At 38.2% G+C, this 15,542-nt stretch carries 11 protein-coding genes; 5 read left to right on the top strand and 6 right to left on the bottom strand.

Features of this window, described 5'->3' with window-relative positions; genetic code table 11:
• Positions 1–34: 34 nt before the first annotated feature.
• The 6 genes from MKY65_RS03975 to MKY65_RS03950 all read right to left on the bottom strand — a co-directional run bounded on the left by MKY65_RS03975 (position 35) and on the right by MKY65_RS03950 (position 9,153).
• Positions 35–748: a FadR/GntR family transcriptional regulator gene (locus MKY65_RS03975; protein ID WP_042531843.1), complete on the bottom strand. Its 714-nt coding sequence runs from the start codon at positions 746–748 to the stop codon at positions 35–37.
• A gap of 70 nt (positions 749–818) precedes the next feature.
• A complete protein-coding gene (locus MKY65_RS03970; protein WP_339182580.1) occupies positions 819–2,408 on the bottom strand; it encodes an L-lactate permease in 1,590 nt (529 codons plus the stop codon).
• A gap of 508 nt (positions 2,409–2,916) precedes the next feature.
• Positions 2,917–4,005, bottom strand: a complete 1,089-nt coding sequence (locus MKY65_RS03965; protein WP_339182579.1) for a glycosyl hydrolase family 18 protein — start codon at positions 4,003–4,005, stop codon at positions 2,917–2,919.
• Positions 4,006–4,075: 70 nt separating this feature from the next.
• Positions 4,076–5,821: a polysaccharide deacetylase gene (locus MKY65_RS03960; RefSeq protein WP_339182577.1), complete on the bottom strand. Its 1,746-nt coding sequence runs from the start codon at positions 5,819–5,821 to the stop codon at positions 4,076–4,078.
• Positions 5,822–5,896: 75 nt separating this feature from the next.
• Positions 5,897–7,708 carry a glycosyltransferase gene (locus MKY65_RS03955; protein ID WP_339182576.1) on the bottom strand — a complete coding sequence of 604 codons (1,812 nt, stop codon included), beginning with the start codon at positions 7,706–7,708 and terminating at the stop codon, positions 5,897–5,899.
• 47 nt (positions 7,709–7,755) lie between these two features.
• The gene (locus MKY65_RS03950; RefSeq protein ID WP_339182575.1) at positions 7,756–9,153 is read right to left on the bottom strand and encodes a polysaccharide deacetylase family protein; all 1,398 of its coding nucleotides are present in this window, start codon (positions 9,151–9,153) and stop codon (positions 7,756–7,758) included.
• A 457-nt stretch (positions 9,154–9,610) separates the two neighbouring features.
• On the opposite strand from MKY65_RS03950, the gene MKY65_RS03945 reads away from it, so the two are divergent.
• The 5 genes from MKY65_RS03945 to MKY65_RS03925 all read left to right on the top strand — a co-directional run bounded on the left by MKY65_RS03945 (position 9,611) and on the right by MKY65_RS03925 (position 15,513).
• Positions 9,611–10,600, top strand: coding sequence for a LacI family DNA-binding transcriptional regulator (locus tag MKY65_RS03945; RefSeq protein ID WP_339182573.1), 990 nt, complete (start codon positions 9,611–9,613; stop codon positions 10,598–10,600).
• Between the two features lie 11 nt (positions 10,601–10,611).
• A complete protein-coding gene (locus MKY65_RS03940; RefSeq protein WP_339182571.1) occupies positions 10,612–11,619 on the top strand; it encodes a Gfo/Idh/MocA family oxidoreductase in 1,008 nt (335 codons plus the stop codon).
• Between the two features lie 202 nt (positions 11,620–11,821).
• Positions 11,822–12,820: an ABC transporter substrate-binding protein gene (locus MKY65_RS03935; protein WP_339182569.1), complete on the top strand. Its 999-nt coding sequence runs from the start codon at positions 11,822–11,824 to the stop codon at positions 12,818–12,820.
• Between the two features lie 56 nt (positions 12,821–12,876).
• Positions 12,877–14,376 (top strand): sugar ABC transporter ATP-binding protein, encoded by a 1,500-nt coding sequence (locus tag MKY65_RS03930; RefSeq protein ID WP_339182567.1) that lies wholly within the window; start codon positions 12,877–12,879, stop codon positions 14,374–14,376.
• Positions 14,377–14,466: 90 nt separating this feature from the next.
• The gene (locus MKY65_RS03925) at positions 14,467–15,513 is read left to right on the top strand and encodes an ABC transporter permease (RefSeq protein WP_339182565.1); all 1,047 of its coding nucleotides are present in this window, start codon (positions 14,467–14,469) and stop codon (positions 15,511–15,513) included.
• Positions 15,514–15,542: the final 29 nt, after the last annotated feature.

The following is a 15,542-nucleotide window of genomic DNA, read 5'->3' as shown; positions in this document are numbered from 1 at the left end:
CCTCTTCTATTGATACCGGACATGAACGAGGTACTTAATTTTTATCAAGCTCCTGAAACAGCAACTGCTCTACATTCTCCAAATGCTCATACATTTTTTCTCTTGCCTGGTCCGCCTGCCTGTTTTTAATTGCTTGATAAATACGTTCATGCTCTTCATATAAAATATGTGACCGGTCTTCTGTATATAATAATATCCGACGTGCTTCCCGAATCGTCTCTGACATTAATTCGGAAACACTGCCCATTAAATGAATCAATAAATTCATCTGCGTTGCCTGAGCAACAGCCAGATGGAAATCGGTATCTGCCTGCTCAGAAAGCTGATCATTCCCTTTTGCATCCGCCATCAGCTGTAACGCCGCTTCCATTTTCTCAAGGTCCTTGTCCGTATAGCTCTCTGCAGCATATGCGGCAGTGCCAACTTCTAAAATTTTGCGGACCTGATATAATTCTTTGACGTCATTTTGTTTCATTAAAAATGCCGTGCTGACCGGCAGGGTGAAAAGCTCTGCATCAAACGCTTTTACGTAGGTGCCTTCTCCCTGCCGCATTTCCACCAGCCCCATGGAGCGGAGTCCGCTGAGCGCCTCCCTGATGGCGGAGCGGCCGACTCCGAAGCTTTTTGCTAATTGTTCTACAGAATCCAGCTTATCACCTGACTTCAGCCTTCCGTCCTTAATCATGCCAATCAAAGAATCTGCTACTTGCTCATATATTTTTTCGGTTTTTATACGCTTATATTCCATCTTGTCAACTCCTCTAGTACGTGAATCTATTTTAATTCATTCCCAGAGGTTTTTAAAGTCCATCAGCTTATCAGACAAAGAATTGAATAGCAATAAATCCAGCCAATCCAATCATCAATCCATAGAAAATAGCCGGAATCAGCGTTTTCCGAATAATATCCCCTTCCTTACCGCTCAAACCCACAACTGCACTTGCTGCCACAACGTTATGCACACAAATCATATTTCCCGCTCCAGCTCCCATTGCTTGAGCAGCCATTACGGTATTTATGTCTAAACCTAATTGATTTGCCACACTGTATTGAATTGGTGAAAAGGTTAACGTGGAAACAGTTGCGCTCCCTGTAATAAATGCACCGAGTTCTCCTAAAAACGGCGCAACGAACATCCACATAAATCCTAAATGTTCCGCCATACTCTCAGCAATATACTGTGGCATACTAATTAATTCTTCTGTATTTATTCCCGAATTCGTAAACACATGCACCATCGCCAGAGTAGCTACTAAAGCAATTGATGTTGTCCGCATCGTCATAAAAGAATCTTTTGATGCACTGAAAAAAGTACGAATCGATTTTCGGTGAACAAATACGGATATAATTGCCGCCAGGGTTAAAATCGTCCCTGGTGAATATAAAAACTCCCAAGAAGAGTCAACACCTTCTACACCAAAAATAGTTGTCCAAGAGAAATCAATGGCTGTCTGGGTGAACTCTTGCAGCCAAGGTATGATCCTGGTCATTAACAACAAGGCAACGACAATAACGTAAGGTGTCCAGGCTGCCCCGATGCTCATCTTCGACTTCTCCGTTTTCACTTCAAAACCGGGACGCAGCGCTTCTTTCCATGTCGTTTTTGGTAGCAGCCAGCCTTTTTTAGCCGTAATTGTTGCTACCACCAATCCGGTTAAGGATGCTAAAATAGAGATAAATTCCTGACCAAATACCGAAGCATAGAACAAAGCAGCCAACGTATAAGTAAACCCTATAAGAATGGTCCACGGAAGCATCGGCAAGGCATACTTAAACCCTCTGTTTTCACCAAAAAATAAAGTCATAATAACAATGACAATAAACGGTATAAATGATCCGGCGAATATATCCAACATGGTTATCCGCACTCCAATTGCATTAAAAAAATCCGCATCTGCCCCCGGAATATTACTTAATCCTACTGCTAAAGGTGTACCTACAGCTCCAAAAGCCACCTGTGTGCTGTCTGCAATCAACGCCAATGTCGCAGCAACAATCGGACGAAACCCTAAAGCTACCATTAATGGAGCTGTGACCATTGCCGGAGTTCCGAACCCGGCTGCCCCTTCAATTACTCCGCCAAATAGAAAAGCAACAATGACAACCTGTACACGCATATCTTCAGAGATGCTCTGAAAACCTTGATTTATTCTGTCCACTGCTCCTGTTTTTCGAAGTGTATCCAATAAAACTAATGCACCAAATAAAATCCATAGAATCGTTAATGTTTTATGGGCCCCCTGAAAAATCGATGATAGAATAACATTTCCTTCCATCCCCCAAAAAATCACAGCTATTGCAATAACGATTGCTGCGCTTAACGACATCCCCTTCATCGCCGACATACGTAACAGAACTAAAAACACAAACGGCGCAATGATTGCACTTAAAGCTAATAATAAATACAAACAAATTCCCCCTCGCCACCCTTGTAAAACGCTTTCATTAGGTATGTATAAGTAAGGTCATCAGATGACCTCACTTATACATAGTACTTTATAATTCTATTGATGACAAGATAAAATTTAAAATTTTATCAAAATGAAAGGGAGTGCACCATTGTTGAAGGAGCACTCCCTTTCATTTTGATAAATAAACCCAAAATTGTAAAACTAAACCCTACTAATATCCAATGCTGTACTATATTGAATTTGTCAAAAGTTTTAGTTAGATATCATTGTACTACGTATTATTACCAAGTTATTTTATTGTTACAAAAGTTGAATTATTCTCCCGAGTATCTATTCAGCAGCCGAGCTTAAAACTATTCCATCCCTTATCAAAAGTTTCCATCGAGTAACAAAAGAAATTCGATAAAATACACTCTTTCAAGATTTAGCCAAAAACTCACTTCTCCCAGCGAGGATTCTGCTTATTTCCATCCATTCTAAATAATACTTTGTTTAGAGATAGTAATTATGTTTCTTCCTTATTTTTTTGTGTTAAAACTTCTTCAAGCTGATTAATTCTTCTTAGTGTATCTTCACTTAAACCACCGGCTCTCCAAAAAGAAAAAGTATAATATTCCCCTTCCTCAGCTAATAGTTTCGCCCATTCAGTCAGTGTTTCAGCATCTGCATACCATACTTCCACCTCTTGTTTGTCCTCCTCATAAATAAAGGTCAAGGCACCGCTCTCATGGTCTCTTACCGGTGTTACATTATTTACATTAATCAAATCTTCTACCTCATTTTCAGATAGTGAAGTAACGTAATTATCTTTCCAGCTGAATCCCCCTGTGGACAATGCAAATTCTATAGTTGCTGCTTGATTTGAATACATGTCAGCTAAACTTTTCAAAAAATTTTTATCAGTTTTAGGGCCGGGTCCACTGTGCATTCCATATAAGTTATATGTCATTATGGAATAATCTATATGCTCTGGTAAAGTATATTGTTCAACAGGGAACGATGGTTCAAGTACTACTCTTAACGCTAACCCTTTCCCTGAGAGTTGCTCTGATAATTCTTCTAAAAATTGCAGATATGAAGATATATATTCCTCTGGTATTTTTTCATAATCAATTTCGACACCATCTATAGGTATACTTGCCGCATAATTCATAATTTCTTCTATATGCTTTTTTCGAGTTTCTTCACTTTGCATCAAATTTTTTATAAGGTCCGGACTTTTTTGAATGGTAGAGCCATCTTCTAAAAACTGATCATTCACCAGCGAAAGATATACCTGCTTATCCGTTCTTATTGGCTGCTGCAGTAATTCATCAATTAAATACTGTCCTTCTAGTGTAGTAAAGAGCTTTTCATTCTCATCAAAATAATTTCCAAATAATATAATGTTATCTACATTTGAAAGAGAGGAACTTACATCATCCAGACTCTTTTCAGCATCCCAATCTACCATCCAAACAGAGGTTTTAACTGAAATGTCATCCACATCTTCACTCGGTTTTAACATAGGTGTATCTTTTTCCTCCTCAGCTGCTGAACATCCTCCTATAATAAATATGAAAATTATAACAATAATTATGTTTCTTAGCGGCAAATACATACCCCTCCTTTAATGTTAAAGAGACTTTTAAACTATTTAGCAGAACACAAATTGAAATCTATACTTATAGATATTCTATGAAAAAGTTGATTATCTCATCTGTTTTATATTTTATATCTCTTTTTAGCTTATTTTCTGCCGGCGGTATAACCTGATAAATCATATCATCTTCAGAAGTTATTTGAAGCATATTAACAACTGAATCATAGATAGTATCAGTATTTTGTTGATGCTCTGTATTTAAATCTACAATTTTACCGCCAACTGCAAATTGTGTTAAGTTTTCTTCGTTTACCCAATCTATCTGGATCATACTTCTTCCATCAATCTCAACAGTAATTTCTTGCTCATCAACATCTAATACTATTTGGCGATTATTTTGCAAAGTAACTGGATATTCATCGTCGTCTACTCGAGAACCTTGTTGTGTGTCTTCGTACGTATAAACCATAGCTTTATTAAATGCATAGTCATCTTGATTCCATTTAATCTCACTTAAATTTGTTTCAAACAGTACCTCTTCTTTATCTGATTTTTGTTGATAAATATATAGTTTGTTTTGTTCTATACTAAATTTCAATTCTTTATTGTCATTAGACAAATAAAAAGTCTGTTCTCCCATTATATTCCCTTCAAGATTCATAGAAATACGATAAGGTTCAGGCAACTCTTCTTTTAAAGTAGCAACTACCTCTTTTTCCGATTGAGAAGTTAATATAATCTTCTCTCCAACAAATTCTCCAACTCCACCGTTTATTGACCACAGGTTTGCAATAGATTCATCACCGTTTTCAAATTGAATACCCCAGTCATAATCCTCTTGTATTTTCATTAAAAGATGGTTAGTCGACCACCAAGGAGCTACTTGCAGTCGATTTAGATTATATATATCTGTTTTGGGACCATTGAAAGAGGTTAAATCACGGTTAAAATGAAGAGAAAAATTTTCTTTTATCATTTCCTCATTGATTGCTTCTACAGATTGATCCATATTATTATACATTGAATTCGCGTGCATGATTGCATAGGCATTTGGAATTTCATCAAAATATTCTGTATAAGATTCATGCATTTTATTATACTGATTTAAAATTCTCTGTTCCATTTCTCTACGCGTCTCTTTCGGAATCATATATTCATCTCGAAGATAGTCCATTAAGTAATGATTATAATATTCAATATCTGGCTGGTCAGGAATTGGTATATCATCTAATTCCCCCAAAGACTCCCCATGCTCATTAAAAGTATTGATATAGGATAATTGGTAACCATTTGTACCAAGCTCCCAGTAGCCGCTTCTTATCATTGTTTTTAAATCGTTCGGTTTTAAAAACTTTGTATCTCGCTCTTCAAATTTATCGGCGTAGGTATACATCGTTGCTTTATAATTCAGTTCCTCCAATAAAGATTGAGAAAAAATACTTGAATCTGTCCGCCCGTCTTCAAACGATAGATACAATGCCTTTTCTGGCAAAGGCTTTCCCTCATGATAATAATCTAGAATTTGCTGCTGAGAAATCGTTTCAAAGCCCTGTTCTTTTAGAACTGTCAGCTGTGTCTCTAATTGTTCTTTTGACACATGCTGCGCGGAGCCGCTTCGATCTACTCCAAAATATGAGATAGCTAGAAAACCTTCCTCATTTACCATAGTGTCAGAGGACAGAGATTCATACCTTTCCGTAATAAAAAGCGTACGTATCAACAGAACCGCAAGTAAACTAATTACCACAAATTGAACTAGAGACTTAATTAGTTTAAACGTATTTTTTTTTCGCACATTCAATTTATTCTTATTTGATTGGGACGGCATATGCCAACCTCCCTAAAGTTATTTACGTTTGGCGGTATATAACTGCCATCTATCATTAGCCTTTGACACATTATATTATTGGGCTTTTTTCTGTTTTTTTTCTAATTTCTTTTCCCTTGCTGTTACATCTTGTGGCGTATCTCTTGTCCCCCATGTCGATTTCCAGAAGGTAACCCATGCAACTGGCATTTGCCAAAGTAAAATAAACTCATAGTACATGACAAACACAAAACCAAAAAACCACAGTTTACTTCGTCGAAAAAGAAGGTGTGCAAAGCTAAGCATAAGTGCCATCACTAATAATCCAATTATGAAGGTTAATGGGAATACTCCATAAACAATCGGAACATAGACAAGATTGTAGAGCACAATAATAGGTGCTAATACTGGAACAATAAAGCCTACTATGAAAAACAGCACCATAAATGGCTCTTTTTTAAAGATAAAGGTCATCGCCCTCAAGGTTTCTCTTAGCCATGATCTTTTCCAGCGCATCTGTTGTTTTAAAAACATGCTAAATCCTGAAGGAACAATGGTAGAACAAATTGCTCTATCCTGATAGCTTGTTCGATGCGTTTTCAAAATCAAATTAGTCATGCTCCGGTCGTCTCCAAATGTTGCAGGATGCCCTAAAAAGCGCTGGTCTAACCAAGCATTTGCATGCTTTAAAACTAATTCTTTACGATAGCAAGATAAGGGGCCTGATAAGCAAGTAACACAATCAAAGGTTGCTTCTGCCGCCTTCATGATACGAAATGCAATATAATATCTGACTGTTTGTAATTTAGTCAGCGTATTAGTAAATTTGTTCTCTACTTCGGTTCTTCCTGCCACGCCGCCCATTTTAGGATCTTGAAATGGCTGTACAATGTTTCGAATTGCATTTGGCTCCAAAAAGCTGTCCGAATCAACAAAAGCTACTAGTTCATGCTTTGCTATCTTTACTCCTTCTACAAGAGCCTCTCTCTTCCCACCGTTTTCCGGAAGTTGAACAAATTTTAAACGATTCTTTGTTTTAAATCTTTTTCCTTCTTGATGCATCTTAGAAACTATTTTACGTATTTCTTCCATAGAACGGTCAGATGATTGATCATCAACAATAATTACTTCTAATTTATCAATAGGATATGTCTGATCAAAACAAGTTGTAATTGTTCGCTGAATCCATTCTTCTTCATTGAATACAGGAATGATTATTGAGACTCCGGGTTCAAAATCTGGGTTTACTTTAACATTTCGATATAACATTCCGAAAACATATCTAGATAGCAAAAATGTTGCAGCTACTAAGCTATATGCATAGAGAATTTTATTAAACTGAAAATATATGATACTTTCAGCACGCATAAGCATAACAACTAGTGCCATGAAGAATAAAAGAATGCTAGCTACAGCGATAGATAATCCCCATCTCCTACTCCGGTGATAGCTTTCCATCGTTTGTAAAAATTCAAAAGCATAATAATGTTCCTGTTTGTTTTCTTCTTGTTGAAATTGCCGGACAAGCTTTGCCTTAATATTTACTCTCATTTCAAATCCTTCAGGCATTGCACCTGAGGGTATTTGAAATTTTAACTTTATTTGTTCACCTTTTTGTAGACCAAGGTCTTCTGTGCTGCTTGGCAGTTGAACTAAAATTCCGGTGTTAGATATATCTACACAGTTTAAAGTCTTCTTTTTTCCACCTTTTCTCATCACTACTGGAAATTCTGCTATATAACGTTGTCCATCCATTCTTGCTTTATATAATTTATTCGTATCTTGCTCTGCAATTTCTGTATCTGAACCACGGCGATCTAGATTTAACCTGATTCCATCTGGATCAGGAACGTTTGATAATATTCTGCGGTCTTTTTTTGGATTTGTTAATATTTCTTTTTTCTTCATTGATGAACGTAGCTGTTCACACAGCTCCCTCCTCTACCTTCCAATTTTTACTCTCCAATCATTTCCGAAACAGTCTTAAATGTATACCCACGCATTTGTATATTTTCAATAATTCTAGGCAGCACCCGGATTGTATGTGATTCATCTGAAATGTGCATTCCAATAATACTTCCGGGTTCTATATTATCTACAACACGTTTATAAATCTCATCTTCTGATCTGTTCAAATCCCAATCGAGAGAAGCAATATCATAAAGGACGATATAATCTATACCGATTGCAGCAATTGCATTTGCTGATGAATCATCTAAAAGTCCTTGGGCAGGACGGAAATAATTCTTGGGTTTTTCTTGTAACGCATTAGATATAACTTGATCCGCCTTCACTAAATCCTCCTGTAAATCAAGGGGGTTCATTTCTGTTACAACAAGATGATTGTAGGAATGGCTTGCCACTTCATGTCCTCTATCTATAATTAAACGTGCAAGTTGAGGATTTGCCTCTACTCCCTTTCCAATAACAAAGAATGTTGCCTTTATCTGATAATCATCTAGAATATCTAATATTTTTGATAATGTTTCGTCACTTGCCCAGTCATCAAAAGTTAGAACAACTTCTTGTTCATTGGTTTGAAACTTTTCAATAACCTGAGGGGAGGCCCGATCGTAATCTTGATTAACAGCTAACTTATTTGTTTCAATTTCCTTATTTGGATTAGTATAATCTGATTCCACAACAGCTTCCAAAGTTGTTAATTCATATCCAGATTCTTCTGCATCCTCTTTAATAAGAGAAACAGCATCAATAATCTCAGGATTCAGATAGGTATTCAACTGAATAATTGCCCCTCTATTCATAAATCCCTTCACATATTCAGCAATTTCTTCTGCACTCTGCATATCTCCGTCCCTTGGATTAATTGTATTAGTAACTACCTGCATATCCAGCTGTGCTGCAGCACTTTCAAAAAAAGATGTCGTGTCTCCAGAACGGCTTCTTGCAAATTGTGGAGTAATATCCAAATTTTCTTGTAATACTTTATTAGTCAAATATAACTCCGTATAAGCTTCTTCATAATCTAACTGTTCAACTAATATATGATTTAAAGTGTTATTTTGAATCGTATGTCCATTTTCTAAAATCATTTCTGCTATTTCTGGTTCCTCAGCTATCTTAACTCCCTGAATAAAAAAAGTGGCATGAATTTGAAGCTGATTCAACCTTTCCAAAAGACTAATCATAGTTTCTTCATCTGCCATCCCATTAAATGTTAATGCTATTTTTTTATCTGTGGTCATTATTTTACTTATCGATTCCTCAGACTCTATTTCATTTGGAGGAATTTCAATTTCCGGTTTTACAGCTTCTGCTTCTTCTGCTTTATTACTGCATCCCGTTATAATAACCAATACTAAACAGAGACTCCAGAAAATATACCTTTTCACTACATATCCTCCTTCTTTACTAAACAAACATTCGGAAGCACTTATGTATATTATAACAAATTTCTTATTTAAAAATTAAAATATGGAAAATATTATAATTATATTTTTAATAATCCACTTTTATAATGGAGTCAATTAACAAACTTCAAGGGACAAAGTCTATTTAAAAGTAAAAAAATTTATTCACTCATCTACTAATATTTCTATATATACCAGTTATTTTATATTTTATGTAATTTTCCCCAACCCTTTTTTTATAGCCCATTATCATGAAATCCATTACATCTTTCAAGCAATTTCCACATTCATATTTAGAATTATCCTGCACTTTTAGAATGTATTTATAAACCTTCGCATATTAATTCTATAGCTTACAGAAAACGTTTACACCAGGACTTCTTCATTCTATTCAATTCTACATCGACTGAACATTATTTGTTCTGAAAGAGGTTGTGCCATGGCAAATATACATGAAGTAGCGAAGCAGGCAGGGGTTTCCATTGCTACGGTTTCGCGTGTTCTAAATAACACATCCAAGGTCTCTGAGAAAACGCGACACAAGGTTGAAAAAGCCATTCGGAAGTTAAATTATGCTCCCAGTATGCTTGGCAGGAATTTACGAAACTCGGAAAGCAGGTTACTTCTTGTCCTTATTCACACGTTCTCAAACCCTTATTACACAGAAATCATTAATGGGATTGAGGATTATGCCATAGAAAACAACTATAATATTCTGCTTTGTGAAACAGATGATAACCTGCAACGGGAAGATATCTTCCTTCATATGGTGCGTAATAAATTGGCTGACGGTATTATTTCCATGAATCCTACCGTTCATGTCGATAAGCTGAAGGAGCTTTCTGAGTCCCATTCTATCGTGCTTTGCAGTGATTATTATGAAGATGCCAATATTCCTTATATTGCAATTGACAATACAGATGCTGCCTATCGAGCAGTAAAGTATTTGATTACCATGGGAAATAAAAAAATCGGCTTAATCAATTTTAATGAAAATCTGCTCTATGCAAAGCAGCGGCGTATCGGATTTGAGAAGGCCTTAAACGAATTTCAATTGCCTATTTGTGACGAATGGTTCCATTACACTGACGGGCTCAGCTTTCAGGACGGCGTAGAAGCCATGCGGCGAATGCTGCGTTCAAAAAACCGGCCAACTGCTGTATTTATTATTTCAGACACTTTAGCGATTGGCGCTATCAAAGAATTACATGCTCAGGGCGTCAAGGTCCCTCAAGAAATGGCGATTATCGGATTTGACAATATTGCTTTTTCCAGCATGACTACGCCCACTCTGACAACGGTTTCTCAGCCAAAATATCAAATGGGATATCGCTCCGCCAAAATGGTCATTGATCGGATTCAAGGACTGCCCGTTGAAAGTGTCATCATGGATTACGAGTTGATTATTCGAGAATCGACATTGGGATAGGAGGGATCTAAATGATTGTAGGAATTATTGGCTGCGGCTCGATTACACGCTTCAGGCATGCTCCCGAGTATAGAGCCAATCCATCCGTAAAAGAGATTGTTTTCTATGACAGAAATCCTGAACGCGCAGAGGAAATGAAGCAATTATTCGGCGGCAGAACCGCTTCGTCACTGGAGGCTTTGCTTCAAGATTCGACCATTGATGCTATTAGTGATTGCTCTTCCAATGAAGCGCATTATATTCATACTACAAAAGCTTTACAAGCCGGCAAGCATGTTCTTTGTGAAAAACCAATTGCCGCCACTGTGGAGCAGGCAGAAAAAATGGTACGTACTGCGAAGGAAGCCGGAAAGCTGTTAATGGTGGATCACAATCAACGCTTTACAAAAGCACATCAAAAAGCACGTGAAATCCTTCAAGCGAAAGAGCTTGGCGAGATTCTTTCCTTTCAGACAACCTTTGGACATAGCGGTCCCGAAGATTGGGGAGCAACCAAATCAAAAGAAACCTGGTTTTTCAAAAAAGACCGTTCCCATTCAGGAGCTGCAGGAGATCTAGGCATTCATAAGCTGGATTTGCTCTTCTATTTATTGGATGACGATATTACAAATCTCCATTCCTATACGGCCACCTTAGATAAAACAGATGAAAACGGTCAGCCTATCGAAGTAAATGACAATGTCGTCTGTATTTTAAAAACTGCTGGAGGAAGCATTGGTACTGCCACTTTCTCTTGGACCTATTACGGGGAAGAAAATAACTCTACAACGATTTACTGCCAGGAAGGAATTATGAAAATATACCAGAATAAACACTATCCGCTCCTTATCGAAAAGAAAAACGGCGAAAAAATTTACTATGCATTAGAAGGAATTCAAACCAATACGAATCAAACAAACTCCGGCGTAATCGATGCCTTTATCCGTTGTATTCAAGAAGAAGAAAAGCCCATTGTCAGTGGAGAAGATGCATTAAAATCATTACGGCTGCTTGAAGAAATTCTCCAGCAAAATGATTAGGAAATCTAATGGATTTCATGAAGACAGCCGGTCTATCTCTCATAGGAAGGAAAGGAGGCGTTTTCTGCATCTATTTTAGATATTTTGATAATTACCTCGTATGCCGATTACAAACAGTAACTCTGTTCAGGGCCAGTCTATTTTATAAGATTTACTAAGAAATCAACAAGATTCACTAAAAATCGAGGAGGTTTACAATACAATGAAGAAAAAAAGTTTTGGCTTTTTAATGATTGCTTTCCTCATGCTTTTGTTGGCTGCTTGCGGCGGCGGAGATGATTCTGGTGAGGATTCAGAGAAGAATAATGCGGATAACGGAAATGGCAGCGAGGGCACCGAAGAACAATATAAAATTGGCATACTTGCGCCAGAAGTGACGCATGGCTGGGTTGCGGCAGTTGCTTACCATGCTGAAGAACGCGTAAAAGAATTAGGAGATCAAGTAGATTATCAAATTCAAACCAGCAGTAACGCGGAACAAATGACTTCCCAATTAGATGATTTAATGACATGGGGAGCTGACGCCATTGTTGCTTTTCCTCAATGGGAGGGCATGGAAGTCCCGATTCAAAATGCTATTGACAGTGGAATAACCGTGGTTAACTTTGACATCGCGATTGATGTAGAAGGCGTTTACCGTGTTGCAGGCGATAATGAAGATATGGGCGTCCAGGGAGCGAATTACATTGTAGATAAAATTGGCGAGGAAGGGAATGTCGTTGTACTGGAAGTACCTTCGTCCGGTTCTGTATCCGAATTACGGACCAAAGGATTCGAGGAAACCATGGCAGAAATTGCTCCAGATATGAACCTGATGACGTATGCAACAGAATTCACCAGAGAAGATGGTTTAGCTGATTTCGCTGATATTCTGACTTCTGTTGAGGATATTGATGCCGTTTATTCGATTGATGATGAAACCTCTGTCGGTGTCTTACAGGCTATTCAAGAAGCTGGAAGAACAGACATTCAAGTCGTCACAGGCGGCGGTGGCATGCAGGAATATTTTGAAATGATGCCGGAAAACGAAGACATCTGGATTCAATCCGCATTATACAGCCCTGTTATGGTAAAAGATGCTGTTGATATTGCGATAGACGTGCTCAACGGAGAAGATGTGGAAGCAGAAACCATCATTCCAACCACTGTCGTTGACCGTGACAACTACGAAGAGTTCTTAGATGAAAATTCACCATATTAAGCAGAGGGGAGCAGGAAAGTCTGCTCCCTTTCCATCCATTTCTCAGAGGTGATGACATGCTTGTGGAGTTAAGAAATATCCAAAAGTCATTTGGAAAAAATCATGTTCTAAAAGACGTTTCCCTTTCTATTAAAGCAGGAGAGATTTGTGCATTGCTTGGAGAAAATGGGGCAGGGAAATCAACCCTGATGAACATCTTAGGCGGTATTCATCAGCCTGATGCAGGCAAGCTTTATATAAACGGATCCGGGGTAAATCTGACCGGTCCGGAGCAATCGATTAATATGGGAATTTCTTTTATCCATCAGGAGTTGAACTTAATTAACGATCTGCCCATCTATGAAAATATGTTTTTAGAAAGAGATTATAAAAAGGGATTCAGGCGCGTACAGCATCAAAAAATGATTCAGGAAACAAAGGAAATATTTGAACGCATGCATGTAGATCTTGATCCCCGCATGCTGGTCAAAGAGTTAGATTCTTCCTATAAACAAATTATTGAAATCTGTCGCGCGATTTCGATGAATGCTTCTGTCATTATCATGGATGAACCAACGACATCGCTTACCGATTCTGAAATCGAACGTGTATTTACGATGATGAGACGTTTACGCAATCAACAGGTCGGCATTATTTTTATCTCTCATAAGTTAAAAGAAGTTATCGAGGTTTGTGACACGTATGCTGTGCTTCGGGATGGCAGGCTTGTTTCTGAAGGACAGGTCTGTGATGTAACTACAAAGGAGCTTGCCCGCTTTATGGTCGGTTATGATGTTCGGACAGATCAACTGGTCCAGCAGCGTAACCGCGGCGAAGAAATCCTGCGTGCAGAAAAATTAACGTATACTGCGGCTTTTTCCAATATTTCTTTTTCCATTTACCAAGGAGAGGTTGTCGGATTTACCGGTCTATTAGGAGACGGCCGCAGTGAGCTGTTTCAATCTATTTTTGGCGCTAATGATATTTCATCGGGCAAACTGTTCCTTTACGGCAAGGAAATAAATATCCATACCACAATGGACGCTGTTAAAAACGGGATTGCCTACCTTCCAAGAAACAGAAAGGAAAACGCCATTATTAAAGATATGGACATTCTCGAAAATAGCGCTATTGCTTCTTGGAAATTATATGCCAAATGGGGAATCATCCAGCATTCCATCCATCAAGAGAAGCTGGATGCACTTCAGAAACAGCTTAAAATCCGGATGACTGATTCTTCAAACAGTATTCTGAATCTTTCTGGAGGGAATCAGCAGAAGGTCGTTTTAGCTAAGTGGCTTTCCACAGATCCCCGTATTCTTATTTTAGATAACCCGACACAAGGGGTAGATGTTGGAGCGAAGGAAGATATCTATGATATTATCCTGCGTTTAGCCGATGAAGGGATTGGGGTCATTATTCTTTCCAGTGAAGCAAATGAAATATTAAGACTTTGCAATCGGACGTATGTCATGTACCACGGGCAGCTGCAAGGAAAATTAGAAGGAGAAGCAATGAACGAACAATCAATAATGGAGCTGGCTACAGGCGGAGATGCTTTTATTTCAACGTCTTAATTGGCTGCCCTCCATCACTTAGGCGACAAGTAACAGATATCCCGCAGATTGCAGCTTCTTTTTATCCGGGATTGAAAAGGGGTGTACCTTTTGACAGAGAAAAATATCAATTACTTTCACCAGTTTATCCTTTGGTTCAAGAATCGTTGGTCTACTAGCCCATTGTTTAGTATTTTTATTGCGTTCATCGTAATGGTTATCTTACAAACGATTGTATTAGGCTTTGACTATCCTTCATTTGGAGAATGGTTTACATCTTGGACAAATAACTGGATTAATATTTTACGAAACAATGCCAGTGTAGCAATTGTCGCACTGGGAATGACGTTTGTTATTATGACAGGCGGAATTGATTTAGCTGTTGGTGCAACGCTTGTAGCAACTGGTGCATTGACAATGACATTGCTTGATATTGGAACAAACGGTTTTTTAAATGCGATGGGAATCACAGGGTGGACAGCTATTTTCATTACGATTATCGTTGTGATTCTTTTTGGATATTTACTTGGTTCCTTAATCGGCGTAACTGTTACACGGGGAATGGTCCCTCCTTTTATAGCCACCTTAGGAGCGATGATGGTTTTCCGCAGTGTAACACAGCATTTCATGCAAGGAGCTGCACCGCGTGTGCCGCCTGAATTTTTACAAATTGCCAATTTCAAAATCGGGAACTATATGATTATGCCCATCATCTACTGGATTTTGATTGCTGCTGTTATGTATTATATTTCCAAGCGCACCATCTTTGGCAGGCAGATTATCGCGGTTGGATCCAATGAAAGAGCTGCCAGGCTGTCCGGAATTAACGTAAAACAGGTTAAGTATCGGGTTTATGCGCTTTCCGGAATACTTGTAGCCATTGCTGCAATCATTCAAGTTTCTCGGATCGGATCGATGGATTTTGCCGGTTCAGGACGGGGAATGGAAATGGACGCTATCGCTGCAGCTGTTGTCGGAGGTACAAGTATGATGGGCGGAAGAGGATTTATCCTCGGAACCGTTTATGGAATGTTGATTATTGCTGTGCTGAACAACCTGCTCAATCTCTTCGGGGTTCCTCCATTACTGCGGGATGCATTTAAAGGGGTAATTGTCATTGCAGCTGTTCTGTTGCAGCGGAAGGAAAAAACCGCATGAGCCTTCATGCGGTTTCTTTATCATGAAAA

This window comes from Oceanobacillus sp. FSL W7-1293, from assembly GCF_037969815.1.
In the GTDB taxonomy this organism is placed as follows: domain Bacteria; phylum Bacillota; class Bacilli; order Bacillales; family Amphibacillaceae; genus Oceanobacillus; species Oceanobacillus oncorhynchi.
This window is presented reverse-complemented; position numbering and strand designations above follow the sequence as displayed.